We start from the raw sequence: 23,317 nt of genomic DNA on the forward strand, positions 1-23,317 counted from the left end.
GAACAGTGGCGAACCCACAAGCAGCGTTTCTATTTTGAAACCTGCACATTGATGGGGATGCTGGCGTAAGCGACACCCAGAGGCAGGATGCTTTATGTCTGACGACGAGGCAGCGACAGCAGGTATTGCGGGCTGTTTCAGGCAACAAAAAACCCGATTTCCTCACTACAATAATAAAATCAATAAGTTAATTGTTTTGTAAGGAGTTTCTATACCGGTTAAGGGTGAGGAAATGCGGGCATTGCCAACCTATGCCGCCACTTTGTCGCCACTTGGCATCGTCGCCAGCGGATTGAATTGCAGGGCGGTTTCGAGGTGTTCCGGCGCAAGGTGGGCATAGCGCATCGTCATCTTAATATCATGATGGCCAAGGATACGTTGCAACACCAGAATGTTGCCGCCCGACATCATAAAGTGCGCGGCAAAAGTATGGCGTAGCACATGGGTTAGCTGGCCTTTGGGCAATTGAATGCTGGTGTTTTCGAGTGCGGCCATGAATCGGAAATAGCATTCGCTGAAAAGTCTGTCCTCACCCCGTGCTACCAGCTTCTTATACAGTGTTTTGCTGATCGGCACGCTGCGGTTCTTTTTGCCTTTGGTACGGATGAAGGTGATCTTATGCGGTGTTATCTGTGACCGGGTAAGATTTTCCGCTTCTCGCCAGCGTGCGCCGGTGCTGAGACATACCTCGACCACAAGCGGCAAATCAGTATCGCCTTTGCTGCAGGCTGCTAATAGCTCCGTGATTTGTGCGTGGGTAAGCCACGCCATTTCCTTTTCTGCGACAGTAAACTTACGCATGTTCTCTAGCGGATTGGGCTGGTTCCATTCGCCTAGCCGAGCTAGCTCGCTGAACATGCCGCTTAGGTAACTTTGTTCAAGATTAACGGTGACTGGTTCTGCACCGTTCTTCCACTTCTCGGAAAAGTAGATTTCACCGGACAAACGCTTATCACGATAATGTGCGAAGTCTTTTGCGGTGAAGGTGGTAGCAGGGGGATCGCCTAGGGCTTCAATCACAAGGCATAGTTTTTTGTAGGTGCGTTCGCCAGCGGTGAGGGATTGGCCGTGCAGGTTGTACCAAAGTTTGGCAACCTCACTCAGCTTACGGCGGTCAATTGCCTCACCTAACCACGGCTTATTGTCCACCTGTTCCATAGTGAAGCGCTCAAACGCCAAGGCTTCTCCCTTGGTTGCGAACTGCTTACGTACCCTGCGGCCTTCACGGCCTGCAGGGTAGCACTCACATAACCACTTACCGGATGATTGTTTCCGAACTGTCACTATAGTTCACCAAGGTTTGCTTTGGACTATAGTTAACTGTATATAATCACAGTGGTCAATGTTTGGTTAATAAAGAACAAACATTGAGGCAAGGATAGTAAAAAGTGATTACTTTGCTCTAGTAGGGTGCTTCCCTCCCAGGCATTGTGATATTTGGTATCACTTCAGTCATAGAGGGTGTTGTTGCCTCAGTTTCTGGCATCATTTCAGAAGTAGAAGCTGCTGCTAACATTACCTCAGCTGTTGTAATTGTATCAGTATCTACCATTTCTTCTGTTGCTGCTTGAGCCTCCTCTTCCGCTTCAAGAATAGACGATTCCATAACTTGCAATATTTCGACTGAATGGCGAAAGTATTCCTTAACATTTGAAAATGAGGCAATTGGATTACTACCATGTGCAAATGTGTTTCTAGCTGTATTTAAAGACTTAAGTGAGTCAATTAACCTGTTTTTATCATGGTGGGCATTTATTTTGTTTTTAAACTTGTCTCTCCATCTTACGTCGAAGGATTTTAGCCCATTCATAATATTTTCATAACTAGGATTCATTGAGCTTTTCCTAAATTTATCGTCAATGAAATTTTGAACTTGAGGGCTGTGTGACTCAAATTTATGGTCGCAAATTATTGTTTTAAATGAATACTCAACAGTTCCGCAGGATTTAATTATTGAGTATCTTACTAAATATGGGACAGGGTTAGCCGTGCTGCCCATTCCTTCAATTAGGTGCTCTATTTTTATTAACTCAGCCCAGCAATTATTTATGCTTTCTTTAGCATTCACATTACTGATATTGCAGTCCATACAACTCCTCCAAAATCATAGAGATTCTTCCATGGATATTGTCTATTTGCATTGTTCCTGCAGTAACGTGATTTTTGAATTTACTATTAGTTAATAAATTAAATCGCTTTTGCTCAAGATTGGCAGTTGGTATTGTGTATCCGTTCTTGCCGTCATGCCGCAAAGCTATTGCTGTTGCAACATATACTGCATCGAACACTGTTGGGTAAAATCTACGGCGGATTTTAGGTGGAGAGCTTTGAACCACGTTGAAAAAAGCATCTTCGCCAATGTTTGTATAGATGAAGTCAATAGTCTTAGTAAATTGGTTTTGGAAAAGTTCAATTTTTTTAGTGGTGCTATTCTCCTTATGCCCCATGAATTCATTTAGCAGTTTTTTTAAAGAGATGTTGCCACTATCATGCCCGCGAACTTTTTCTGTATCTAATGCAAGTCCTCTAAGGATGAACTCCATATCTCTCATTCTAGGGTCTGGAGCTGTCGTGCCAAAAAGATTACGCCAGTTTTGATAATTATTCAGTTCGATCAAGCATGAATTGAATTTTCCTTGATAAACACAGTTTCTAATTTCCTGAGCCATAAGCGAACGCCCGCCTGTATTGATCCTTTCGAATATTTGATACAGGCTTGTATCGTCGTCAGAAGGGGCGTTTTGTTCAAAAATTATAGCATGAATGGTTGTGCTTCTTATTTTCTTTTGTTCAGTTGGAGTTAGCTCACTAAAGGCTTTATTTCTCCATTGGCTGTTGATTTTTGTGCTATTAGATAGACGGAATACTTTGTTGTCTTTTGACCATATACCTTTTACAAAGTCATATACAGTCATTATTCTTTGGTAACCATCAATGATTAATTTGTTGCTGTCTGTAGTGTTTGCTAAAAACACACTTGGAACCGGAAGGCCAAGTAATAGTGAGTCGATAAATCGACTGGCTTCGACTTTGTCCCATACATAATTTCTTTGAAGTTCTGGTTTTAAAAGCTCGTTCTCATCATACATCGTTATTAATTCACGAAAAGATAAGTCTGCCCCCCACGAGTTAATATTGTACAGGTCGTCATTTGAGTAAGTATCATCTTGCTCATCACTTAAGTTTTCAATGATGTCATCATTGACAGCGGTATTATCTAGCATATTATCTCCATTTTATTTTTTGGTTATTATTACTACAACTTTAGCTAAGAATTTTAATTCATCCAAATAGCATTCGAAATTACTTTCTTTTGATGAAACTAAAATTTTGTTTCCAGGTACTCTAGTTATATCTTTTAGGTAAAAAGAGCCATCAATATTGACAATCCATTTTCCATCGGTGATTGTTCCTTCAACTTCATCTAATATGTAGCTAGTATTTCCCTCGTCTAGGCAGAATGGTTTTTTGTATACAGTCGGTAGTATTGCTTTGTCGAAAAAATATTTATTAGACTCAAATAGTTTCCCGGATATTATTTTTTTTCTGGGTAACTCAATGATATCAGATTCTATATCATTGCTGGTTCTTCCCATACCTGTCACAAGCCATTGCAAAGAATATCCGGTTTCAATGGCGCACTGGATAACCCAATCTGAAGGGAACGAATCTCGCATATAGCGAGTTGCTAAAGTGCTTTTGGATACCCCCAACTGCTCGCAAAGAGCTTGTCGAGACCCAAATCCATAGGCTTCCATCATGCGTTCGATGGCACCGCGCCCACCTTTTACCAAATCCATAGATTTCACCATGTGAACTTTATTGTTGACGATTTCATTAAGTGATCCTATAGTTCATATGATTTCAAAATGTGAACTGTCACTATTCGTCACTGATAAACACTGCTAAACGAGGGATGTTGCACCATGCGACCTAACATTTCAATCACTCTGATCACACCTCACGTCACGATAGAGCGTTACAGCGAACTTACTGGTTTAGCTGAGGATACTATCAATGACATGTTGGCCGATGGACGTTTGCCTCGTCATCGCCTGCGTAAAGATAAAAAACGCGAAAAAGTCATGATCAACATTGCGCAGTTGACCGTTGATGCTCTCTCAAATTGTGACATTGCTACTGCATAGTTCGATTTTGCGATAGGGGGAGGGAAACCGCTATGTTTGATTACCAAACGTCTAAACACTCACACTTAAGCAGCGCTTGCCGCCGATTCGCTCAGGCCCACAACTTGGCAGAGCTGGCTCCGGCACTGAATGTCTCGCCGCAGGTGCTACGCAATAAGCTGAACCCTGAGCAGCCGCATGAGTTGACGCTTTCCCAACTAGTGATGCTCACCGCGATTACTGACGATGCGGCAATCCTTGATGGCCTGTTGGCGCAACTTAATTGCTTGCCGGCGGTGCCTACCAACGAGGCAAAGCCCAACAGCTTGCCTACTCACACGTTAAGCGCCACTGCGGCGATCGGCGCTAGCGCCGGCGAAACCGCATCCAATGCGCCTATGACGCAATCCCGTAAAAACGCCATTCTCGACCGTGCCAACCAGGCAATTCGTGATCTGTCGCTGATCGTCGTGTCGGTAGAAGCGCGTTTCCAATCTACGCCAGTGCTGGCCGCCGCTGTTGATGTGTTCAACACCTGCGCGCCGGCGTTCGGCATGAGTTGAGGTAACTAAATGAAAGCTTTTGCGCAATACCTGAAACGACAATCACCGGCCCCGCAGATGGCCAGCTTTGGCCATGGTTGGATTGAGTTGCCGAACGGCCAGCGCTGGCAGCCATGTGCCAGCCGAGTGGTGTTTTCAGGGTATTCCGTTGCACCAGGCAAGCAGGCCAAGCGCTGCCCCTGGTGGTTCCGCTTCAGGAAGTGATCGCCCCGGTGGTATGGGTGGGGAGCGAGCAAATCAACGTGATGGTCTTGATGCTGGAAACGCTGGAGGTGGTGCAGGAGCTGGCGCAGCAGACTGCCGCCCACACCCACAGCAACACCGGCGCACCGCAGAACGCGCAGGCAATCAGCGCCGCCGGCACGAAGTCCAGCCAGCTGAAAAGCAAATACGCGCCAGTGATTGGGTAGGGCTAAATATTGATCGCTCGCACCGATCAATAATGAGTAATTGATCTACACAACCAATTATCATTTGAGCGCGTAACCGTGTAGAAATTGAACAAACAAGAAAGCCAGCACCAGGAAACACCAGCCCGCCCCGCGCGGGCTTTTTCATGCCCGCAATCTGGCCGCCTGTGCGCCATTCTGAGCCGCTTTCCAGCCCGGCGACAATCCCACGCGAATAAATCCGATCACCGCAGCAGCGTGCCGCCAGCGCGGCAGAAACCCCAAGAAATAAACATCTTGCCCACGAAAACGGCACTACACCGCACCCGCCTGCGCAATTTGGATCAGTAAATTTTTTCAGTTCTGATTTTCTACAAAACATCCCGCCGGGCCGCGCCACGCCTGGGGCTTTGCGAGCAAACCCAAACTGAAAAGATTGAAAAGAATTTCAGTGTTTTTCAGTTTTAACGATCTCAGAAGGATCTTGTGGTTATATCAACCATATGAAAATAAAAGAAAAATTATGTTTTACGTGAGTTTTGTGCTTGCTAGGAAGGATCGCGCGGAAAAGTCACCAGAACTCGGAAACCTAGGCGTTACAAGGGAGCTGCAACTTTCCTCCCCCAGTAAAGAACTGAAATATTTGAATAGATGAAATTTTAGTTTGAATGATTACTCTGCTTCTATTAACTCATAGGTTGCAGATTCATTTAGCTCAGTATTCAAACGACTTTCGAACATTTCTTTGTAGTGTGGGTTGAATCTTACCGTTAGCTCATGTTTATCCCAATAAAAATTTAAAGCAGGTCCGTATTTAAATCTGTCAGCTATTATACTTTTAGGTAGCTTAATTTTGGGGTTTGTAGAGACAAAATTATTTAGCAGGTTTGGTATTTCATCTTTATAAGATAAAAGGAACTCATCTGTGTAGAAAGCGATTTCTTTTTGTTGTTCGGAAAAGATGATGTCAGTAAATAGTTCATTTAATTGAAATATTGCCTTGCTGGAACTGAGTTGATCTATCAGGATTATAAAATCACGCTCTTGCAAGAAGCGCAAATCCTCCCTCATACTAGTTCGTGTAAGACTATAGCTATCAAACATTGACGGGCCAGAAAGAAGTTTCCTTAAAATCCTTTTCTGTGAAGAGCTCATTTCATTTAATATCAGTTTCGCGGTATTTATCTGTTGGGACTTTAAAAGCGCCAAACTCTCTTCTTTCGCTCTATTTTCTTTCTTTTGATTACGTTTTGTGTGCATGAGATTTATTATTTTAACGATAAAGCTAGCAATGGATAGAGAAGCCATTGCATAAGCAATTATGAATGCGAGTGTGACCCACTCACTTTGAGGTGACCGAGGTAAAATAACTATAAATATCGCACTTGCTAAGCCAATTAATAATGAAGATTTCCACTCATTTAATAGTTCCCTGCATTTCTCCAGAAATGGCGAAAAATCCATGAAATGATCCTCTAATGAAGTATTGGCCCGGCTTGCTGCCGCAAGCTATTCGATGTGACGTGGCGACTTAAGCTTGCGGGCAGGGAAGCTTTTGAAATGACATTGTGTCTTATGTTCCCTGTGTGTCGCCATTTTGCCGCCATTTCCAAGAAAAAAGGGTTACGCTTTCACGTAACCCCTTGTTTTATTTGGTTGAGTTGGGGGGGTAACCCCCGTCCGAAATTACTACAAGTTCGGAATGCCTCATACAAATAATTTGGGGTGATGCAAAAGTTCGGTGCGAGTCATAGAATATCAGTGGTAGATGACTCTCTCTACTTGGGGTTAGCGGGAACACAAAGTCGGCAGCCTTCATTCGTCAGTAGGACTAAAGTATTGTCACTGATCTAGCGCCCGGTTCAATTTTCCTCACTCATGCATCTGTCCATTACCGCTTTTTACAGCTAAAAGCCAACTACCGTATAATTTTAGGCCGAACTAAAAATCTAAAGCAGTGTGCAAAAATTGGGTCAAGAAATCCTCCTTTTGCATTTTTGTTAAGGACGAGTACATGTTACTAGAGAGGTAAGGGGGGAGGCAACAGATTGATCATAAAGCAGGTTGTTGAAGTTGTGTCGCCACTTTATCGCCATAGGATAACAGCCCCTCTTGTAGCTACTTGTTTAGTAATGATATTTTTTAAAGGCAACAAAAAACCCGATAATCTTGAACCTAAAAGGCGGGATTATCGGGCTCCACAAAATGGGGACATCAAAGAAAAGCAGTGGCACTAATTCAGACTGCGGCCCCCAACGAAAGTTCTGGCCGGCGACAAAAAAATCAAAATATTTTTATCGCCGATCCATCTCTCCCGCTAATCGATCAGCCGAGTATCCCTGGCCATAGCACCACGATGAGTGAACCCGCCAGCGTTAACAGCACGTTAGCGATGGCGTAGGTGCCGGCATAGCCCAGTGCCGGGATATTGCTGCGTGCGGTATCGCTGATGATCTCCATCGCCGGCGCGCAGGTGCGGGCGCCCATAATGGCACCGAACAGCAGGGCGCGGTTCATGCGTAGCACGTAGGCGCCGAATAGGAAGCAGATAACCACCGGCACCAGGCTGACGATCAGCCCGGCAATCAGCATCTGGCCGCCGACCGCGCCCAGGCTGTGGCCGATGCCGGCGCCGGCGCTCAGGCCCACGCCCGCCATAAACACCATCAGGCCGAATTCTTTCACCATGTTCAGCGCGCCCTGCGGAATGTAGCCGAAGGTCGGGTGGTTGGCGCGCAGGAAGCCGAGCATGATGCCGGACATCAGCAGGCCGGCGGCGTTGCCGATGCCGAACGAGAAGTTACTGAACTGAATGGTGATCTGGCCGATCAGCAGGCCGATGATGAAGAAGGCGCAGAACGCCAGCAGGTCGGTCACCTGGCTGTGGATGGAGATAAAGCCAATCTTCTCCGCCACGCTCTTCACCCGGCGCGCGTCGCCGCTCACCTGCAGCACGTCGCCCTTGTTGAGCACGATGCTGTCGTCGATCGGCATTTCGATCTGGCTGCGGATCACGCGGTTGAGGAAGCAGCCGTGATCGGTCAGCTTCAGCTGGCTCAGGCGCTTGTTCACCGCGTTGCTGTTCTTCACCACGATCTCTTCGGTCACGATGCGCATGTCGAGCAGATCTCGATCGAATACTTCCTTGCCGTTGCGGAAGCTCGGATCCAGCCGCGCGTGGGCGTCCGGGTAGCCGACCAGCGAGATCTCGTCGCCCACCTGCAGCACCGCATCACCGTCCGGGTTGGCCAGAATGCCGTTGCGGCGGATGCGTTCGATGTAACAGCCGGTCTGGCGGTAGATGCCCAGTTCGCGCAGGTTCTTGCCGTCGGCCCAGGCCACCAGCTCGGGGCCGACGCGGTAGGCGCGGATCACCGGCAGGTAGACCTTGCGCTGGCTGTCGGTGTCCAGGCCACGTTCGCGGGCGATCTGCTGGGCAGAGGTGGACAGGTCCTGGTGCTGCAGCTTCGGCAGGTAGCGCGCGCCGAAGATCAGGCTGACCAGACCGATCAGGTAGGTGAGGGCGTAGCCGAGGCTCAGATGATCCTGCGCCGCCAGCAGCGCCGGGCCGTTGACGATGGTGTTGCGCAGCGTGTCGCCGGCGCCCACCAGCACCGGCGTCGAAGTCATCGAGCCGGCCAGCATGCCGGCGGTCAGGCCGATGTCCCAGTGGAACAGCTTGCCGAGACCGATGGCGAGCACCATCGCCGAGCCGACCATCACCAGCGCCAGCATCAGGTAGTTTTTGCCGTCGCGGAAGAAAATCGAGAAAAAGTTGGGCCCGGCTTCCACGCCGACGCAGAAAATAAACAGCATAAAGCCGAGATTCAGCGCCTCGGTGTTAATGGCGAAGTGTTGCTGGCCGAGCAGCAGCGAAACCACCAAAACGCCAATGGAATTACCGAGTTGGACGGAGCCCAGACGGAGTTTACCGAGGCACAGCCCCAGTGCGAGTACCACGAACAGTAACAGAATGTAGTTACCGTTTAACAAACTAGCGACGTTTATGTTCACGGAGGATAACTTATTGTTTACCAGTAAGTGCTTGATATAGATAACTATAAGAGATAAATTCAGCCTTAAAACGACGTCATAAATCACCACCAGCGTAAGGCGAAGCGAACCATCGTTCGGCGGCGTTCATTCTAGACGCTATGACCGATGACAGCCAGCACAGAAAGCTGATTTCCTGCGCCGCCGTGCGCATTTAACTCTCTTTTGACCAAGGAAAAAATTCGGTTCAGCGTCTCCGCGCGGGGGCCAGGCCGATTTCTATTGATGCAGTAATTGGGCGGGGGAGAATTCGCATGACGAGTTATAGATATTGGCTGGGCATTCTCAGCTGTTTTCTGTTGTTCAGCCTGGTGTTTCTCGGCCAGCAAACCGGCCTGTTCGGCAGCACGGATCATGAGCACCACGGCGAAACCGGCCTGCTGCTGTTTGTGATCCCCGGTGCGATCGCCAGCTATCTGTCGAGCCGCAAGCGGCTGCTTTGCCCGCTGCTCGGCGCGCTGTATGCGCTGCCGCTGTGCCTGTTGATCCGCCACTTCTGGCTGACGCCGTCCTCTTCGTTCTGGCAGGAGCTGGCGTACGCCACCAGCGCGGTGTTCTGGTGCGTGTTCGGTGCGATGCTGATGCTGTTCGCCCTCGGCCTGTTGCAGACGCTGCAGCAACTGCATCGGCGGCAGCGGCAATAAAAAAAGGCGCGTTAAGCGCCTTTTTTGTCTTTGTCGTTCAAAAACTTACTGGAACAGGTTCAGGTGTTTTTTGGCGTAAGCTTCGAAATCGGTGCAACCGCCGATGTGCTTCTCATCCAGGAAGATCTGCGGCACGGTTTCAACCGGTTTGCCGACGGTTTTTTCCAGATCGGCCTTGGTGATGCCTTCCGCGTGGATGTCAACGTAACGGAAGTTGAAATCGTCGCGTTCTTCAGTCAATTTTTCCGCCAGTTCTTTAGCGCGGACACAATAAGGACAGCCAGGACGCCCGAAGATTACTGCAAACATGCAACGCTCCTTAATTGGATTTTCAATAAATTGTTCGCTACCGCAACGACATCCCGTCACCGAAAAAGTCATTACCTGCGTCAGATGGCGCTTACTATGCCCGTTGAGGCGGTGAAAAAAAAGCAGGAATTACCTGTTAATCTGATTCATGTAACCAATTAGTCGGCCGGGGCTGTTGCCGCCGACGGGAATTCACTACACTGGGGGCAGACCTTCTGGAGAAGAAAAATATGCGTTCATTCGGTGACTTACCGCGCCCGGTGCTGGTGTTGGAAGGGCTGGGCATCGTGATGTTGGTGTTGGCCTACCTCAGCATTCACGGCCACCTGCAGCTGCCGGGCTGGCTGGCGTCGCAGCAGGCGGCGGTCGGCATGATTTTCCTCGGCGTGGCGCTGATGGTGCCGGCGGCGGCGTTTCTGGTGTGGCGCGTGGTGCAGGGCTTCGGGCCGCTGATGCGCGGCGGTCTGCCGCCGGAAAACGATCGCCGCAAGCCGCAATCGAAAGATAATCAGGACAGCGATCCGCGCGCCTGAGCGCCGCGGCCGCTAACCCGCCTGCCGGGCAGGCGTTGGTCTTTTTGGGGTGACGAGTGAAAATTGCCATTCTTTCTCGCGACGGAACGCTCTATTCATGCAAGCGGCTGCGTGAAGCGGCGGAAGATCGCGGGCACAGCATCGATATTATCGATCCGCTCTCCTGCTATATGAACATCAATCCGGCGGCGCCGACCATTCATTATCGCGGCCGCCAACTGGAGCGTTACGATGCGGTGATCCCGCGCATCGGCTCCGCCATCACCTTTTACGGCACGGCGGTGCTGCGCCAGTTCGAGCTGCTCGGCAGCTACCCGCTAAACGAATCCGTGGCCATTACCCGCGCCCGCGACAAGCTGCGTTCGTTGCAGCTGTTGGCGCGGCAGGGCATCGATCTGCCGATCACCGGCTTCGCCCATTCGCCCGACGACACCGGCGATCTGATCGAGCTGGTCGGCGGCGCGCCGCTGGTGGTCAAGCTGGTGGAAGGTACGCAGGGCATCGGCGTGGTGCTGGCGGAAACCCGCCAGGCGGCGGAAAGCGTGATCGACGCCTTTCGTGGCCTGAACGCGCATATCCTGGTGCAAGAATACGTGCGCGAAGCGCAGGGCAGCGATGTACGCTGCCTGGTGGTGGGCGGCCGGGTGGTGGCCGCCATCGAGCGGCAGGCCAAGCCCGGCGAATTTCGCTCCAACCTGCACCGCGGCGGCACCGCCCGCAAGGTGACCATCACCGCCAGAGAACGGGCGATCGCGGTGAAAGCGGCGAGCACGCTGGGGCTGGACGTCGCCGGGGTGGATATCCTGCGCGCCGAGCGCGGCCCGCTGGTGATGGAGGTCAACGCGTCGCCGGGGCTCGAAGGCGTGGAAACCACCACCGGGCTGGACATCGCTGGCATGATGATCGAATACATCGAGCAGCGCGGCCGGCCTGGCTTTCGCCTGAAATCCGGCGGGTGACGGGGCGGGCGGCGCGCTTTTCTCGCCGAGCAATATCTTAATTAGTGAATTAAGCCGCATTGATCGTGGCGTATCGGGTGAATATTCCGTAAGCTATGCGCCTTTTCGCGTATTGAATATTGTGAGGCTGGTTATTATGGATTCACTCATTGTCCCCGATTTGGCGCTGTTGCGGCGCTGGCTGGATCAGTCGGGCATTTCTTTCTTTGAGTGCGATTCCTGCCAGGCGCTGCACCTGCCGCACATGCAGAACTTCGACGGCGTGTTCGACGCCAAGATAGATCTGGTGGACAACGTCATTCTGTTCTCCGCGCTGGCCGAGGTGAAGCCGACCGCGCTGATCCCGCTGGTGGCGGATCTGAGCCAAATCAATGCCAGTTCGCTGACCATCAAAGCCTTTGTCGACATTCAGGACGACAACCTGCCGAAGCTGATCGTCTGCCAGTCACTGAGCGTGGCGGTCGGCATCACCTATGAGCAGTTCACCCACTTTATGCAGCAGGGTGAAGAGCAGGTCTCGATGGTGATCCTCGAAGCGCGGGCGAACGATCTGCTGTTTATGGGGGATGAAGAAGAGATCCCCGCTGGCGCCGCGCGTCAGCCGATGCTGCACTGATCCTCGCCGTACCTTAAGCATGCCGTCGTTCCGGCGGCATGCTGCCGTTATTCCCCTCCGCAATAAAATATTCTGCACTTTGGCCTTTGCCGCCCGATCTTTCTCGCCTTTTGTGCCGTTAATGGCGTATCACATAGAGAAAAACTGCATAAAAAATCGATAAAAGGCGTTTTTTACCCCGGGGGCTGGCGGGTTGCGGTAGCAGCGGCTATGCTGCTGATTCTGCAAAGGGCTTGCGATTTCCCTTGTGACCACGCGAGCAGGGCAGTGAAAAAAGGCGCATGCAATCATATGCATAGCCATTCAGTTCGCGGTTGCAACGATTGCGCTCAATCAGGAAAGGTTTTGTATCGCTGCAGATACAAGTTCAATTCTATGATTCACCCTGTTTTGGAGGAAGTTACGGATGGTCACCCAACGTAAAAAGTGGTTATCGGGTGTGGTTGCCGGTCTGTTGATGGCCGCGTCCGTCACGGCGTCAGCCGAAGAGAAAACGCTGCACGTGTATAACTGGTCCGACTATATCGCGCCGGATACCCTGGCCAAATTCCAGAAAGAAACCGGTATCAAGGTGGTGTACGACGTCTTTGACTCCAACGAAGTGTTGGAAGGCAAATTGATGGCGGGCAGCACCGGCTACGATTTGGTGGTTCCTTCGTCCAACTTCCTCGAGCGTCAGTCGCAGGCCGGCATCTTCGAGCCGCTCGACAAGAGCAAGATCCCCAACTACAAAAATCTCGATCCCGAGATGCTGAAGCTGGTGGCGCACAACGACAAGGACAACAAATACGGCATCCCTTACATGATGGTGACCACCGGCATCGGCTATAACGTCGACAAGGTGAAGGCGGTGCTGGGGAAAGACGCGCCGGTCAACAGCTGGGATCTGATCTTCAAGCCGGAAAACCTCGAGAAGCTGAAAAGCTGCGGCGTTTCCTTCCTCGATGCGCCGAGCGAAGTCTACGCCACCGTGCTGCACTACCTGGGTAAAGATCCCAACAGCACCAACGCGGCGGACTACACCGGCGCGGCCAACGATCTGCTGCTGAAGCTGCGGCCGAATATCCGCTATTTCCACTCTTCCCAGTACATCAACGATCTGGCGAACGGCGATATCTGCGTGGCGATCGGCTGGTCCGGCGACGTGATGCAGGCGGCCAACCGCGCCAAAGAGGCGAAGAACGGCGTCAACGTGGCCTATGCGATCCCGAAAGAGGGGGCGCTGACCTACTTCGACATGTTCGCCATGCCGGCGGACGCCAAGAACAAGGATGCCGCCTACCAGTTCCTGAACTTCTTGCTGAAGCCGGACGTGATGGCGGACATCAGTAATCACGTTTACTACGCCAATGCGGTGAAGGATTCCACGCCGCTGGTGAATGCCGAAGTGCGCGATAACCCGAACGTCTATCCGCCGGCCGATGTTCGCGCCAAGCTGTTCACGCTCAACGTGCAGTCGCCGAAGCTGGACCGTGTCATTACCCGCGCATGGACTAAAGTTAAAAGCGGGAAGTGATGATAGGGGGATAGCCCCCTATCGTCGGTAAACCGGCAGGCGGGTGCCCCCGCCTGCATTGCCGTTTTGGGCCACGGCGCTCGCCGTGGTTTTGTGCCGCTTTACGCCGGAGAGCACCCCGATTGAACGACGCCATCCCTCGTCCTCAAGCCAAGTCGCAGAAGGTTTTCACCCCTCTGCTGGAAATCCGTAACCTCACCAAAACCTTCGACGGGCAGAACGCGGTCGAAGACGTCAGCCTTACCATCTACAAGGGCGAAATCTTTGCGCTGCTCGGCCCGTCCGGCTGCGGCAAGTCCACCTTGCTGCGCATGCTGGCCGGCTTCGAACAGCCCTCGGAAGGGCAGATCGTGCTCGATGGGCAGGATATGTCGCACGTGCCGCCGTACCAGCGGCCGATCAACATGATGTTTCAGTCTTACGCGCTGTTCCCGCATATGACGGTAGAGCAGAACATCGCCTTCGGCCTGAAGCAGGACAAAATGCCGCGGGCAGAAATCGCCGAACGGGTGGCGGAAATGCTGGCGCTGGTGCACATGCAGGAGTTCGCCAGGCGCAAGCCGCACCAGCTTTCCGGCGGCCAGCGGCAGCGGGTGGCGCTGGCGCGCAGCCTGGCCAAGCGGCCGAAGCTGCTGCTGTTGGATGAGCCGATGGGCGCGCTGGACAAGAAGCTGCGCGATCGCATGCAGCTGGAAGTGACCGACATTCTCGAGCGCGTCGGCGTGACCTGCGTGATGGTGACGCACGATCAGGAGGAGGCGATGACCATGGCGGGGCGCATCGCCATCATGAACCGCGGCAAGTTCGTGCAGATCGGCGAGCCGGAAGAGATCTACGAGCATCCGAACAGCCGCTTCAGCGCCGAATTTATCGGCTCGGTCAACGTCTTCGACTGCGTATTGCAGGAGCGGCACGACGACGCGCTGATCTTGCAAAGCCCCGGATTGCGCCATGCGATCAAGGTGGATCCGGACGCCTCGGTGGTGGACGGCGTGCCGATCCAGGTGGCGCTGCGGCCGGAGAAGATCCTGCTGTGCGAACAGGTGCCGGCAGACGGCTGCAACTTCGCGGTGGGGGAAGTGGCGCACATTGCCTACCTGGGCGATCTGTCCATCTATCACGTGAAGCTGCACAGCGGGCAGATTATCAGCGCCCAGCTGCAAAACGGCCACCGTTTCCGCAAGGGGATGCCGACCTGGGGCGATGAAGTGCGTCTGTGCTGGGAAACCGACAGCTGCGTAGTGTTGACAGTGTAGTGGAGCCGGTGAGGAGTAACCCGTATGACCCTGCTTTCTGAACGCACGCCGGAACCGCCGGCTAAAACGCCCGGCACCTTCAAGGCGCTGTTCCACCGCCTGCTGATGGCTCACGGCCGCAAGCTGGTGATCGCGCTGCCGTATTTATGGCTGACGCTGCTGTTCATGCTGCCGTTCCTGATCGTGTTCAAGATCAGCCTGGCGGAGCTGGCGCTGGCGGTGCCGCCCTACACCGAGCTGCTGAGCTGGGCGGACAGCAAGCTGAACATCGCGCTCAACTTCGCCAACTACCTGCAGCTGACCGACGATCCGCTGTATATCGACGCCTATCTGCAGTCGCTGCGCGTGGCGGCGGTCTCGACGCTGTGCTGCCTGATCATCGGCTATCCGCTGGCCTGGGCGGTGGCCCACAGCAAAGCGTCAACCCGCAACATTCTGCTGCTGCTGGTGATCCTGCCTTCCTGGACCTCGTTCCTGATCCGCGTCTATGCCTGGATGGGCATTCTGAAAAACAACGGCATTCTGAATAACTTTCTGATGTGGCTAGGGGTGATCGACCAGCCGCTGGTGATCCTGCACACCAACCTGGCGGTGTATATCGGCATCGTTTATTCCTATCTGCCGTTTATGGTGCTGCCAATTTACACGGCGCTGATCCGGCTGGATTACTCGCTGGTGGAGGCGTCGCTGGATCTGGGGGCCCGGCCGCTGAAAACCTTCTTCAGCGTGATCGTGCCGCTGACGCGCGGCGGCATCATCGCCGGTTCGATGCTGGTGTTCATTCCAGCGGTGGGCGAGTTCGTGATCCCGGAACTGCTCGGTGGGCCGGACAGCATCATGATCGGCCGCGTGCTGTGGCAGGAGTTCTTCAATAACCGCGACTGGCCGGTGGCCTCGGCGGTCGCTACCATCATGCTGCTGCTGTTGATCGTGCCAATTTTGTGGTTCCACAAACACCAGAACAAGGAAATGGGGGGGCAGGAATGAACAACTTGCCGGTAGTGCGTTCACCGTGGCGCATCGCCATCCTGACGGTCGGCTTTACCTTCCTGTATGCGCCGATGCTGATGCTGGTGATCTACTCCTTCAACAGCTCCAAACTGGTGACGGTGTGGGCCGGTTGGTCCACGCGCTGGTATACCGAACTGTTTCACGACTCGGCGATGATCAGCGCGGTGGGGCTCAGCCTGACCATCGCCGCCGCCTCCGCCACCGCTGCGGTGGTACTGGGCGCCATCGCCGCCGTGGTGATGATGCGCTTCGGCCGTTTTCGCGGTTCGACCGGTTTTGCGTTTATGCTTACCGCACCGCTGGTGATGCCGGACGTGATCACCGGCCTGTCGCTGCTGCTGCTGTTCGTGGCGATGGGGCACGCCTTCGGCTGGCCGTCGGAGCGCGGCATGTTCACCATCTGGCTGGCGCATGTCACCTTCTGTACCGCTTACGTGGCGGTGGTGATCAGCTCGCGCTTGCGCGAGGTGGATCGCTCGATCGAGGAAGCGGCGATGGATTTGGGGGCGCCGCCGCTGAAGGTGTTCTTCGTCATCACCTTGCCGATGATCGCGCCGGCGCTGATCTCCGGCTGGATGCTGGCGTTCACCCTGTCGTTGGACGATCTGGTGATCGCCAGCTTCGTCTCCGGCCCGGGCGCCACCACGCTGCCGATGCTGGTATTCTCCAGCGTGCGCATGGGGGTGAATCCGGAAATTAACGCGTTGGCCAGCCTGATCCTGCTGGTGGTGGGCATTCTCGGCCTGATCGCCTGGTGGTTTATGGCGCGCTCGGAAAAACAACGATCGCGTGAATTACAGCGGGCGGCCCGTAGCTGAATCGTAACAAACCTGCTATTTTTGCAATCAATAAGTATTGCAACTAACTACCTGACTTTACATGCGCCATCTGTATTGGTGGCGCGTCGTAGTGGAACACGGATATGTCAGACATGCTGAAAAGCGGGCAGGGAATGGGATCGACTTCGGATGCGCCGGTGCCGGTGATGGTGGCGGGTACCGCCATGGTCGCGATCAAGTGTATCAGCGTGGTGCTGCTGTTGGGCGAACTGGGCGTCGACGGTGCGCAGGAGTTCGTCAACACCAGCGCGCAGGCGTGGGATTCTACCCTTATTTTTCTGGCCGGCCTGATGCTGCTGTGCCTGCAAATCAGCTGCGGCTTTGCGGTGATGCGCGGCCGCAACTGGGGGCGCTGGGGCTATGTGGTCTGCCAGTGCATCGTGGTGCTTTACCTGCTGTTGGCCACCATCGGCAGCGTTTTCCCCGAGGTGTTTACCGTGGAAGGGGAAACCAGCGGCCAAATCCTGCACGTTCTGATCCTGCAAAAGATCCCCGACGTGGTGATCCTGGCGCTGCTGTTCGTCCCTACCGCCAGCCGCCGCTTCTTCGCCGCGCGCAAGTGAGATTTTAGGCGCGCGGAGTGGTAAACTCTGCGCCCTTAATTCGTCATCCTGAACTTCACGGTAATCTTCATGCATTGCGCTTTGTATACGGCGGGCACCTGCCGTTCCTGTCAGTGGCTGGAAAAGCCCTATCCGCAGCAACTGGCCGACAAACAGCATCACCTGCAATCGTTGCTGGCCGGGCGCGACGTCGCGCAGTGGCTGCAGCCGGTGGCGGGAGAGCTGAGCGCATTTCGCAATAAAGCCAAGATGGTGGTCAGCGGCAGCGTAGAGCGCCCGCTGCTCGGCATGCTGCACCGCGACGGCACGCCGGTCGATCTGAGCGACTGCCCGCTGTATCCCGCCGGTTTTGCGCCGATGTTTGCGGTGCTGAAAAGCTTTATCGCCCGCGCGGGCCTGACGCCGTATAACGTGGCGCGCAAACGCGGCGAGCTGAAGTACCTGCTGCTGACCGAAAGCACGCTCGACGGCGGCGTGATGCTGCGCTTCGTGCTGCGTTCGGAAACCAAGCTGGCGCAGCTGCGCGCCGCGCTGCCGTGGCTGCAGCAGCAGCTGCCGCAGCTCAAGGTGATCTCCGCCAATATTCAGCCGGTGCACATGGCGATCATGGAAGGGGAGCGCGAGATTGCGCTGACCGAACAGCAGGCGCTGGAGGAGCGGTTCAATCAGGTGCCGCTGTTTATCCGCCCGCAAAGCTTCTTCCAGACCAACCCGCAGGTGGCCGCCGATCTGTATGCCACCGCCCGCGACTGGGTGCGCGCACTGGGTATCGACAGCATGTGGGATCTGTTCTGCGGCGTCGGCGGTTTCGGCTTGCACTGCGCGCAACCGCAAACGCGGCTGACCGGCATCGAAATCAGCGCGGAAGCGATCGCCTGCGCCCGCCAGTCGGCGCAGCGGTTAGGGCTGCTGCACGTCGATTTTCAGGCGCTCGATTCCACCCGCTTCGCCACCGCCGAAGGTCAGGTGCCGCAGCTGGTGCTGGTCAATCCGCCGCGGCGCGGCATCGGCCAGGCGCTGTGCGACTACCTGAGCCGGATGGCGCCGGACTATATTCTCTATTCCAGCTGCAACGCCGAGAGCATGGCGAAAGATATCGAGATGTTGCCGGGGTACCGCATCGAACGGGTGCAGCTGTTCGACATGTTCCCGCATACCGCGCACTACGAAGTGCTGACGCTGTTGGTGCGGATTTTATAAAACATAAGGCCCGGATAACCGGGCCTTATTGCTTACTGCGGGAACCACTTATCGTTGATGGCCTTGTAGGTGCCGTCGGCCTTGATGGCGTCCAGCGCGGCGTTCAGCTTGGCCAGCAGCGCCTGGTTATCGGGGCGTACCGCGATGCCGAGGCCGGTGCCGAAGTATTGCGCATCGGTGATGTGCTCACCCACCGGCGCCAGCTGCGGGTTGGTTTTCAGCCACTCGTTCACCACGGCGGTGTCGCCGAACACGCCGTCGATACGGCCGTTTTTCAGCTCCAGAATGGCGTTCTGGTAGCTGTCGTAAGAGACGGTGTTAATCTCCGGATGCTTGTCCTGCATGTATTTCTGGTGGGTGGTGCCATTTTCCATGCCGAGCTTTTTGCCTTTCAGATCCGCCAGCGAGCTGAACTTGCCTTTTTGCGCGATCACGATCGCCGAGTTGGCGTAGTAAGGCTGGGTGAAAGCGACCTGTTTGCTGCGCTCCGGCGTGATGTCCATACCGGAAATCACCGCATCGTATTTCTTGAATTTCAGCGCGGCGATCAGGCTGTCGAACGCCTGGTTGGTGAAGGTGCACTGCGCCTGCATCTGCTTGCACAGCGCGTTGGCCAGATCGATATCGAAGCCGACGATCTGGTTGTTGGCGTCCAGCGATTCGAACGGCGGGTAGGTGGCGGAAGCGGCGAAGCGGATGGTCTCGGCCGCGGTAGCGTTAAAGGTGATCCCGGCCAACATCGTCGCGGCAAGCAGCAGTTTTTTCATGCGTAGAGCTCCTGTCTGAATCCTGAAAGTGATTATTCGCTATCGTTTGTTTTTACTGGTAATCGCCAGAGGTTTTTACGTGTGCGCCTGCTGATAACCCTGCCACTGGGTGAATTAAAATGCAATATAAATGATTAAGTATTGCTGTGGGGATAAAAAAAGCCCCGCGCAATGGCGGGGCTCATGGGGGGAGGCGGCCTCAGTTGCGGCGTTCAAACGCCAGCGCGCGGCGCTCCACCAAGCGCATCAGCAGCGTCAGCAGGCCGTTGACACACAGGTACACCAGGCCTGCGGCACCGAATACCATGACGTCGTAGGTGCGGCCGTACATCAGCTGGCTGTAGCCCATCACCTCCATCAGCGTGATGGTGTAAGCCAGCGAGGTGCTTTTGAACACCAGCACCACTTCGTTGGAGTAAGACGACAGCGCGCGCTTGAAGGCGAACGGCAGCAGGATGCGCAGCGTCTGCCGGCGCGACATGCCCAGCGCTTCGCACGACTGCCACTGCCCGGCGGGAATGGCGCGCACCGCGCCGTAGAACAACTGCGTGGTGTAGGCCGCGCTGTTCAGCGCCAGTGCTATCATCGCGCACAGCCAGGGCTGCGACAGCAGGTTCCACAGCCACGGGTAGTCGCGGATGGCCGGGAACTGACCGGGGCCGTAGTAGATCAGGAAGATCTGCACCAGCAGCGGTGTGCCGGTGAACAGCGTCACGTAGATCTTGACCAGCGGCGTCAGGATTGGCGTTTTCAGCGTCAGTATCACCGTCAGCAGCAGCGACAGCACCAGCGCGACGATCAGCGCGGCGACGGTCAGCGTCAGGCTGGTGTGTAACCCTTTGAGGATCTCCGGTAAATACTCAATCATCAGACTGGCCCCCGCTCAAAGCGCGTGGCGCGCAGCTCAATGCGTTTGATGACGTATTGGCTGAACAGCGTCACCAGCAGGTAGATGGCCGCGGCGATCACATACCAGGTAAAAGGTTCCTGGGTGCGGGTGGCGATGCTCTTGGTTTGCAGCATCAGATCGTTCACGCTGATCAGCGACACCAGCGCGGTGTCTTTCAGCAACACCAGCCACTGGTTGCCGAGGCCGGGCAGGGCGTGGCGCCACATCTGCGGCATGATCAGGCGAAAGAAGATCGCCGCCTTGCCGAGCCCCAGCGCCTGGCCGGATTCCCACTGCCCCTGAGGCACCGCTTTGAGCGCGCCGCGCAGCGTCTGCGAAGCGTAGGCGGAATAGAGCAGGGCCAGAGCGATCACCCCGCACAGGAACGGGCTGACTTCGAAATTGTCGATCGCCAGCTGAATCGGCAGCTGGAACAGACCGAGGTTGAGGGTAAAGCCGTCGGAGAGCATCAACAGCAGCTGCGACGAGCCGAAATAGATAAACAGCACCACCAGGATTTCCGGCAGGCCGCGCAGCACGGTCACCCAGGCGGTGCCGAGCCAGCTGACCGCTTTCCAGCGGGACGATTCCCATACGGCGAACAGCATCGCCAGAATCAGCCCGAGGATCAGGGCGCAAACGGCAAGGCCGACGGTCATGCCGGCGGCGCTTGCTAAAGGTTGTAATTCATTCATCGGGGCGTATTACTGCTGGAACCATTTTTTGTAGATGGTTTCATAGGTCCCATCCTGCTTGATCTTGTCCAGAGCGGCGTTGAACTTGCCCTGCAGATCGGTGTTCTTCTGGCGTACCGCGATGCCGAGGCCGGTGCCGAAGTAGTCTTTATCCGTCACTTTGGCGCCCACTGCCGCCAGCGCGTCATTCTGCTTCAGCCACTCGTTGACCACCGCGGTATCGCCGAACACCGCATCAACGCGGCCGTTCTTCAGATCCAAAATGGCGTTCTGGTAGCTGTCGTAAGGCACGGTGGTGATTTCCGGGTGCTTGTCGGTCAGGTATTTCTGGTGGGTGGTGCCGTTTTGCACGCCCACTTTCTTGCCTTTCAGCGCCGCCACGTCGGCGATTTTGCCTTTCTGCGCGATGAACAGCGCCGAGTTATCGTAGTACGGCTTGGTGAACAGCACCTGCTTTTCACGCTCCGGCGTGATGTCCATACCGGCCATGACCGCATCGAAACGCTTGAACTTCAGGCTCGGGATCAGGCTGTCGAACGCCTGGTTGGTGAAGGTGCACTCGGCCTGCATCTCTTTGCACAGGGCCTTGGCCAGATCGACATCAAAACCCTGAATCTTGTTGCCGGCGTCAATAAATTCAAATGGAGGATAGGAGGCTTCGGTAGCGAAACGGATCGTTTCGGCTGCGGAGGCGGAAACGCTGATGCCGGCCAGAACGGCGGCGATTATTAGTTTTTTCATCGCAAACTCCCCAAATTACAGCAAGTTAATTGTTAGTGTGATAAGTAGTTGGCAAACTCGGTGGTCCGCGGCTGCGTGAAGTGGCTGCTGTCGCCTTGCTCCACCACGTGGCCGTTTTCCATGTACACCACGCGGCTGGCGGTCTTGCGCGCCACTTCCACTTCGTGGGTGACGATCACCTGCGTGATGCCGGTGCCGGCCAGTTCGCGAATGATGCTGACGATCTGAGCGGTGATTTCCGGATCCAGCGCCGCGGTCGGTTCATCGAACAGCAGCACCTGCGGTTCCATCATCAGGGCACGGGCGATCGCCACGCGCTGCTGCTGGCCGCCGGAAAGGTGCAGCGGGAAGCGATCGGCGAAGTCGGTCAGGCGCAGACGCTTGAGCAGCTTGTCGGCACGCTCCATCGCCTGAGCCTTGGTCAGACCCAGCACGCGGCAAGGCGCTTCGATCAGGTTCTGAACCACGGTGAGGTGAGGCCACAGGTTGTATTGCTGGAAGACCATGCCGACATTTTGGCGCAGTTCGCGAATGGCTTTCTCGCCCGGCGCCTGCTTAAAGTCGAATTGGTTGCCGGCGATCTGCAGTTGGCCCGAACGCGGCATTTCCAGCAGGTTCAGCACCCGCAGCAATGAACTTTTCCCGGCGCCGCTTGGGCCAAGCAGCACCAGGGTTTCCCCGGCTGGACAATCCAGCGTGATGTCAAACAGCGCCTGGTGAGCGCCGTAATAGCAATTGATACCGTTAAGTTGAATACTCATGCGCCAGAATTGAATAGACATTGATACCGCAAATGTTAACTTCCACAGAATACTTATGCAATCTTTGTGCGTTAAAATTTATGAGTGTGCGGCGGGACAGTAAAAGATTAGCACAAGATACCGCGACTCAAGCCGAGGGAGGGGATTTGTGGCGCAGGCTGTGAGATCGGTAGCGAAATTTTTTCTATTGGACGAAATTCGAGCGGTGGGCGGACGGCGGGGATGACCGACGCGGCAAGCCCGCGTCGGCCGGGGTATTGCGGGTTACTGGTTTTCCAGCACCTGGCGCACGCTGCCGTTGGTGGCGTGCGCTGGAACATTCAGGTAGCGAATATCATCAACCACCCAGCAGGTGCCTTCGCGCACCATCAGCACTTCGTCCTGCCAGTTCACGGTGCTGTTGGCGTCTTTTTGGTAGCTCAAGTCAACGCGCAGCGGGATGTTTTTCGCATCGGTGTTAGGAATGGTCGAGGCGCTGGCGACGGACGCGCTGCTTGGCCCCTGCGCATTGCCGGAGAACAGATCGCCGGTTATCCGGTGCTTGCCCGGGTTCTGGCCGGCGCTGACCAGATCCTGATACAGCACTTTGCTCAGGTAAGGCTGCAGCTGCGCCAGGCGGTTGCTGTCCGGCAGGCCGGCGCCCTGCTGGATGCGCAGGTCATAGAACTTTTGCGCGACCGTATCCGGGCCGCCTTCCACACAGCTGCCGCTGCGGGTGCCGATATCCTTGTATGCCGGTTCCACCGTGGTACAGGCACTCAGCAACAGCGCTAAGGGTAAAACAGCCGCAATCGTTTTTGTTTTCATCTTATTACCTTATGTGAAAGTCTCTACCATGAAGACCGATAGCTTACAGTATAAATGCGTTTTTTGGCCTTGCATTCGT

At 54.6% G+C, this 23,317-nt stretch carries 26 protein-coding genes and 1 pseudogene; 14 read left to right on the forward strand and 13 right to left on the reverse strand.

The window, feature by feature from the left end; genetic code table 11:
- Positions 1 to 249: 249 nt before the first annotated feature.
- The 4 genes from EKL15_RS02475 to EKL15_RS02490 form a co-directional block, all read right to left on the reverse strand.
- Positions 250 to 1,284 carry a tyrosine-type recombinase/integrase gene (locus EKL15_RS02475; protein ID WP_100396480.1) on the reverse strand — a complete coding sequence of 345 codons (1,035 nt, stop codon included), beginning with the start codon at positions 1,282 to 1,284 and terminating at the stop codon, positions 250 to 252.
- 118 nt (positions 1,285 to 1,402) lie between these two features.
- Positions 1,403 to 2,089 (reverse strand): HEPN domain-containing protein, encoded by a 687-nt coding sequence (locus EKL15_RS02480; RefSeq protein WP_157800482.1) that lies wholly within the window; start codon positions 2,087 to 2,089, stop codon positions 1,403 to 1,405.
- Positions 2,070 to 3,224, reverse strand: a complete 1,155-nt coding sequence (locus EKL15_RS02485) for a DUF262 domain-containing protein (protein WP_100396481.1) — start codon at positions 3,222 to 3,224, stop codon at positions 2,070 to 2,072. The genes EKL15_RS02480 and EKL15_RS02485 overlap by 20 nt, the downstream gene beginning before the upstream one ends.
- Before the next feature lie 12 nt (positions 3,225 to 3,236).
- Positions 3,237 to 3,800: a phage repressor protein CI gene (locus tag EKL15_RS02490; protein WP_100396559.1), complete on the reverse strand. Its 564-nt coding sequence runs from the start codon at positions 3,798 to 3,800 to the stop codon at positions 3,237 to 3,239.
- Positions 3,801 to 3,926: 126 nt separating this feature from the next.
- Between EKL15_RS02490 and EKL15_RS02495 the strand changes: the two genes are divergently transcribed.
- From EKL15_RS02495 to EKL15_RS02510, 4 genes and pseudogenes are all read left to right on the forward strand, one after another.
- Positions 3,927 to 4,148 (forward strand): regulator, encoded by a 222-nt coding sequence (locus EKL15_RS02495; RefSeq protein ID WP_100396482.1) that lies wholly within the window; start codon positions 3,927 to 3,929, stop codon positions 4,146 to 4,148.
- A 32-nt stretch (positions 4,149 to 4,180) separates the two neighbouring features.
- Positions 4,181 to 4,690 carry a phage regulatory CII family protein gene (locus EKL15_RS02500; protein WP_100396483.1) on the forward strand — a complete coding sequence of 170 codons (510 nt, stop codon included), beginning with the start codon at positions 4,181 to 4,183 and terminating at the stop codon, positions 4,688 to 4,690.
- Between the two features lie 9 nt (positions 4,691 to 4,699).
- Positions 4,700 to 4,894: a phage filamentation protein Fil family protein gene (locus EKL15_RS02505; RefSeq protein WP_100396484.1), complete on the forward strand. Its 195-nt coding sequence runs from the start codon at positions 4,700 to 4,702 to the stop codon at positions 4,892 to 4,894.
- Positions 4,885 to 5,100: pseudogene (locus tag EKL15_RS02510) on the forward strand (hypothetical protein); the annotation flags it as partial. The gene EKL15_RS02505 and the pseudogene EKL15_RS02510, both read left to right, overlap by 10 nt.
- 651 nt (positions 5,101 to 5,751) lie before the next feature.
- Here the strand turns inward: EKL15_RS02510 and EKL15_RS02515 are convergent.
- Both EKL15_RS02515 and EKL15_RS02520 read right to left on the reverse strand, forming a co-directional pair.
- On the reverse strand, positions 5,752 to 6,543 hold the full coding sequence (locus EKL15_RS02515) for a hypothetical protein (RefSeq protein WP_157800483.1): 792 nt from the start codon (positions 6,541 to 6,543) through the stop codon (positions 5,752 to 5,754).
- An 861-nt stretch (positions 6,544 to 7,404) separates the two neighbouring features.
- Entirely contained in the window at positions 7,405 to 9,093 is a 1,689-nt protein-coding gene (locus EKL15_RS02520; RefSeq protein WP_047728000.1) for an aspartate:alanine antiporter, read from the reverse strand.
- A gap of 293 nt (positions 9,094 to 9,386) precedes the next feature.
- On the opposite strand from EKL15_RS02520, the gene EKL15_RS02525 reads away from it, so the two are divergent.
- Positions 9,387 to 9,776 (forward strand): inner membrane protein YbjM, encoded by a 390-nt coding sequence (locus EKL15_RS02525; protein WP_033637808.1) that lies wholly within the window; start codon positions 9,387 to 9,389, stop codon positions 9,774 to 9,776.
- 45 nt (positions 9,777 to 9,821) lie between these two features.
- Here the strand turns inward: EKL15_RS02525 and EKL15_RS02530 are convergent, their stop codons facing one another.
- Positions 9,822 to 10,085 (reverse strand): GrxA family glutaredoxin, encoded by a 264-nt coding sequence (locus EKL15_RS02530; RefSeq protein WP_203088723.1) that lies wholly within the window; start codon positions 10,083 to 10,085, stop codon positions 9,822 to 9,824.
- 230 nt (positions 10,086 to 10,315) lie between these two features.
- Here EKL15_RS02530 and EKL15_RS02535 point away from each other — a divergent pair, with 230 nt between their 5' ends.
- The 9 genes from EKL15_RS02535 (at position 10,316) to rlmC (ending at position 18,578) form a co-directional block, all read left to right on the forward strand.
- Positions 10,316 to 10,618, forward strand: coding sequence for a YbjC family protein (locus EKL15_RS02535; RefSeq protein ID WP_033646672.1), 303 nt, complete (start codon positions 10,316 to 10,318; stop codon positions 10,616 to 10,618).
- A gap of 56 nt (positions 10,619 to 10,674) precedes the next feature.
- Positions 10,675 to 11,577 carry a 30S ribosomal protein S6--L-glutamate ligase gene (gene rimK, locus EKL15_RS02540; RefSeq protein WP_038880682.1) on the forward strand — a complete coding sequence of 301 codons (903 nt, stop codon included), beginning with the start codon at positions 10,675 to 10,677 and terminating at the stop codon, positions 11,575 to 11,577.
- Positions 11,578 to 11,713: 136 nt separating this feature from the next.
- Complete coding sequence (locus EKL15_RS02545) at positions 11,714 to 12,193, forward strand: YbjN domain-containing protein (protein WP_060421651.1); 480 nt, start codon at positions 11,714 to 11,716, stop codon at positions 12,191 to 12,193.
- Positions 12,194 to 12,599: 406 nt separating this feature from the next.
- Positions 12,600 to 13,709 (forward strand): spermidine/putrescine ABC transporter substrate-binding protein PotF, encoded by a 1,110-nt coding sequence (gene potF, locus EKL15_RS02550; RefSeq protein WP_048233230.1) that lies wholly within the window; start codon positions 12,600 to 12,602, stop codon positions 13,707 to 13,709.
- A 122-nt stretch (positions 13,710 to 13,831) separates the two neighbouring features.
- On the forward strand, positions 13,832 to 14,965 hold the full coding sequence (gene potG, locus EKL15_RS02555) for a putrescine ABC transporter ATP-binding subunit PotG (RefSeq protein WP_049202214.1): 1,134 nt from the start codon (positions 13,832 to 13,834) through the stop codon (positions 14,963 to 14,965).
- Between the two features lie 24 nt (positions 14,966 to 14,989).
- Entirely contained in the window at positions 14,990 to 15,952 is a 963-nt protein-coding gene (gene potH, locus EKL15_RS02560) for a putrescine ABC transporter permease PotH (protein WP_203088725.1), read from the forward strand.
- Complete coding sequence (gene potI, locus EKL15_RS02565) at positions 15,949 to 16,794, forward strand: putrescine ABC transporter permease PotI (protein ID WP_203088727.1); 846 nt, start codon at positions 15,949 to 15,951, stop codon at positions 16,792 to 16,794. Before potH ends, potI begins: the two co-directional genes overlap by 4 nt.
- Before the next feature lie 104 nt (positions 16,795 to 16,898).
- A complete protein-coding gene (locus EKL15_RS02570) occupies positions 16,899 to 17,378 on the forward strand; it encodes a YbjO family protein (protein WP_047727995.1) in 480 nt (159 codons plus the stop codon).
- A gap of 69 nt (positions 17,379 to 17,447) precedes the next feature.
- Positions 17,448 to 18,578, forward strand: coding sequence for a 23S rRNA (uracil(747)-C(5))-methyltransferase RlmC (rlmC, locus tag EKL15_RS02575; RefSeq protein WP_141958672.1), 1,131 nt, complete (start codon positions 17,448 to 17,450; stop codon positions 18,576 to 18,578).
- A 32-nt stretch (positions 18,579 to 18,610) separates the two neighbouring features.
- Here rlmC and artJ (EKL15_RS02580) read toward each other — a convergent pair whose 3' ends face one another.
- The 6 genes from artJ (EKL15_RS02580) to EKL15_RS02605 form a co-directional block, all read right to left on the reverse strand.
- Positions 18,611 to 19,345, reverse strand: a complete 735-nt coding sequence (artJ, locus tag EKL15_RS02580) for an arginine ABC transporter substrate-binding protein (protein ID WP_033637816.1) — start codon at positions 19,343 to 19,345, stop codon at positions 18,611 to 18,613.
- Positions 19,346 to 19,544: 199 nt separating this feature from the next.
- A complete protein-coding gene (gene artM, locus EKL15_RS02585) occupies positions 19,545 to 20,213 on the reverse strand; it encodes an arginine ABC transporter permease ArtM (protein WP_033637817.1) in 669 nt (222 codons plus the stop codon).
- A complete protein-coding gene (artQ, locus tag EKL15_RS02590; protein ID WP_025159684.1) occupies positions 20,213 to 20,929 on the reverse strand; it encodes an arginine ABC transporter permease ArtQ in 717 nt (238 codons plus the stop codon). Before artQ ends, artM begins: the two co-directional genes overlap by 1 nt.
- 9 nt (positions 20,930 to 20,938) lie before the next feature.
- Positions 20,939 to 21,670 carry an arginine ABC transporter substrate-binding protein gene (artJ, locus tag EKL15_RS02595; protein ID WP_203088729.1) on the reverse strand — a complete coding sequence of 244 codons (732 nt, stop codon included), beginning with the start codon at positions 21,668 to 21,670 and terminating at the stop codon, positions 20,939 to 20,941.
- Between the two features lie 32 nt (positions 21,671 to 21,702).
- Positions 21,703 to 22,431 (reverse strand): arginine ABC transporter ATP-binding protein ArtP, encoded by a 729-nt coding sequence (gene artP, locus EKL15_RS02600; RefSeq protein ID WP_038884338.1) that lies wholly within the window; start codon positions 22,429 to 22,431, stop codon positions 21,703 to 21,705.
- A gap of 264 nt (positions 22,432 to 22,695) precedes the next feature.
- Positions 22,696 to 23,238, reverse strand: coding sequence for a lipoprotein (locus EKL15_RS02605; RefSeq protein ID WP_049202208.1), 543 nt, complete (start codon positions 23,236 to 23,238; stop codon positions 22,696 to 22,698).
- Between the last annotated feature and the right edge of the window lie 79 nt (positions 23,239 to 23,317).

Source organism: Serratia sp. 4542 (genome assembly GCF_016805595.1).
Taxonomy (GTDB): Bacteria; Pseudomonadota; Gammaproteobacteria; order Enterobacterales; family Enterobacteriaceae; genus Serratia; species Serratia nevei.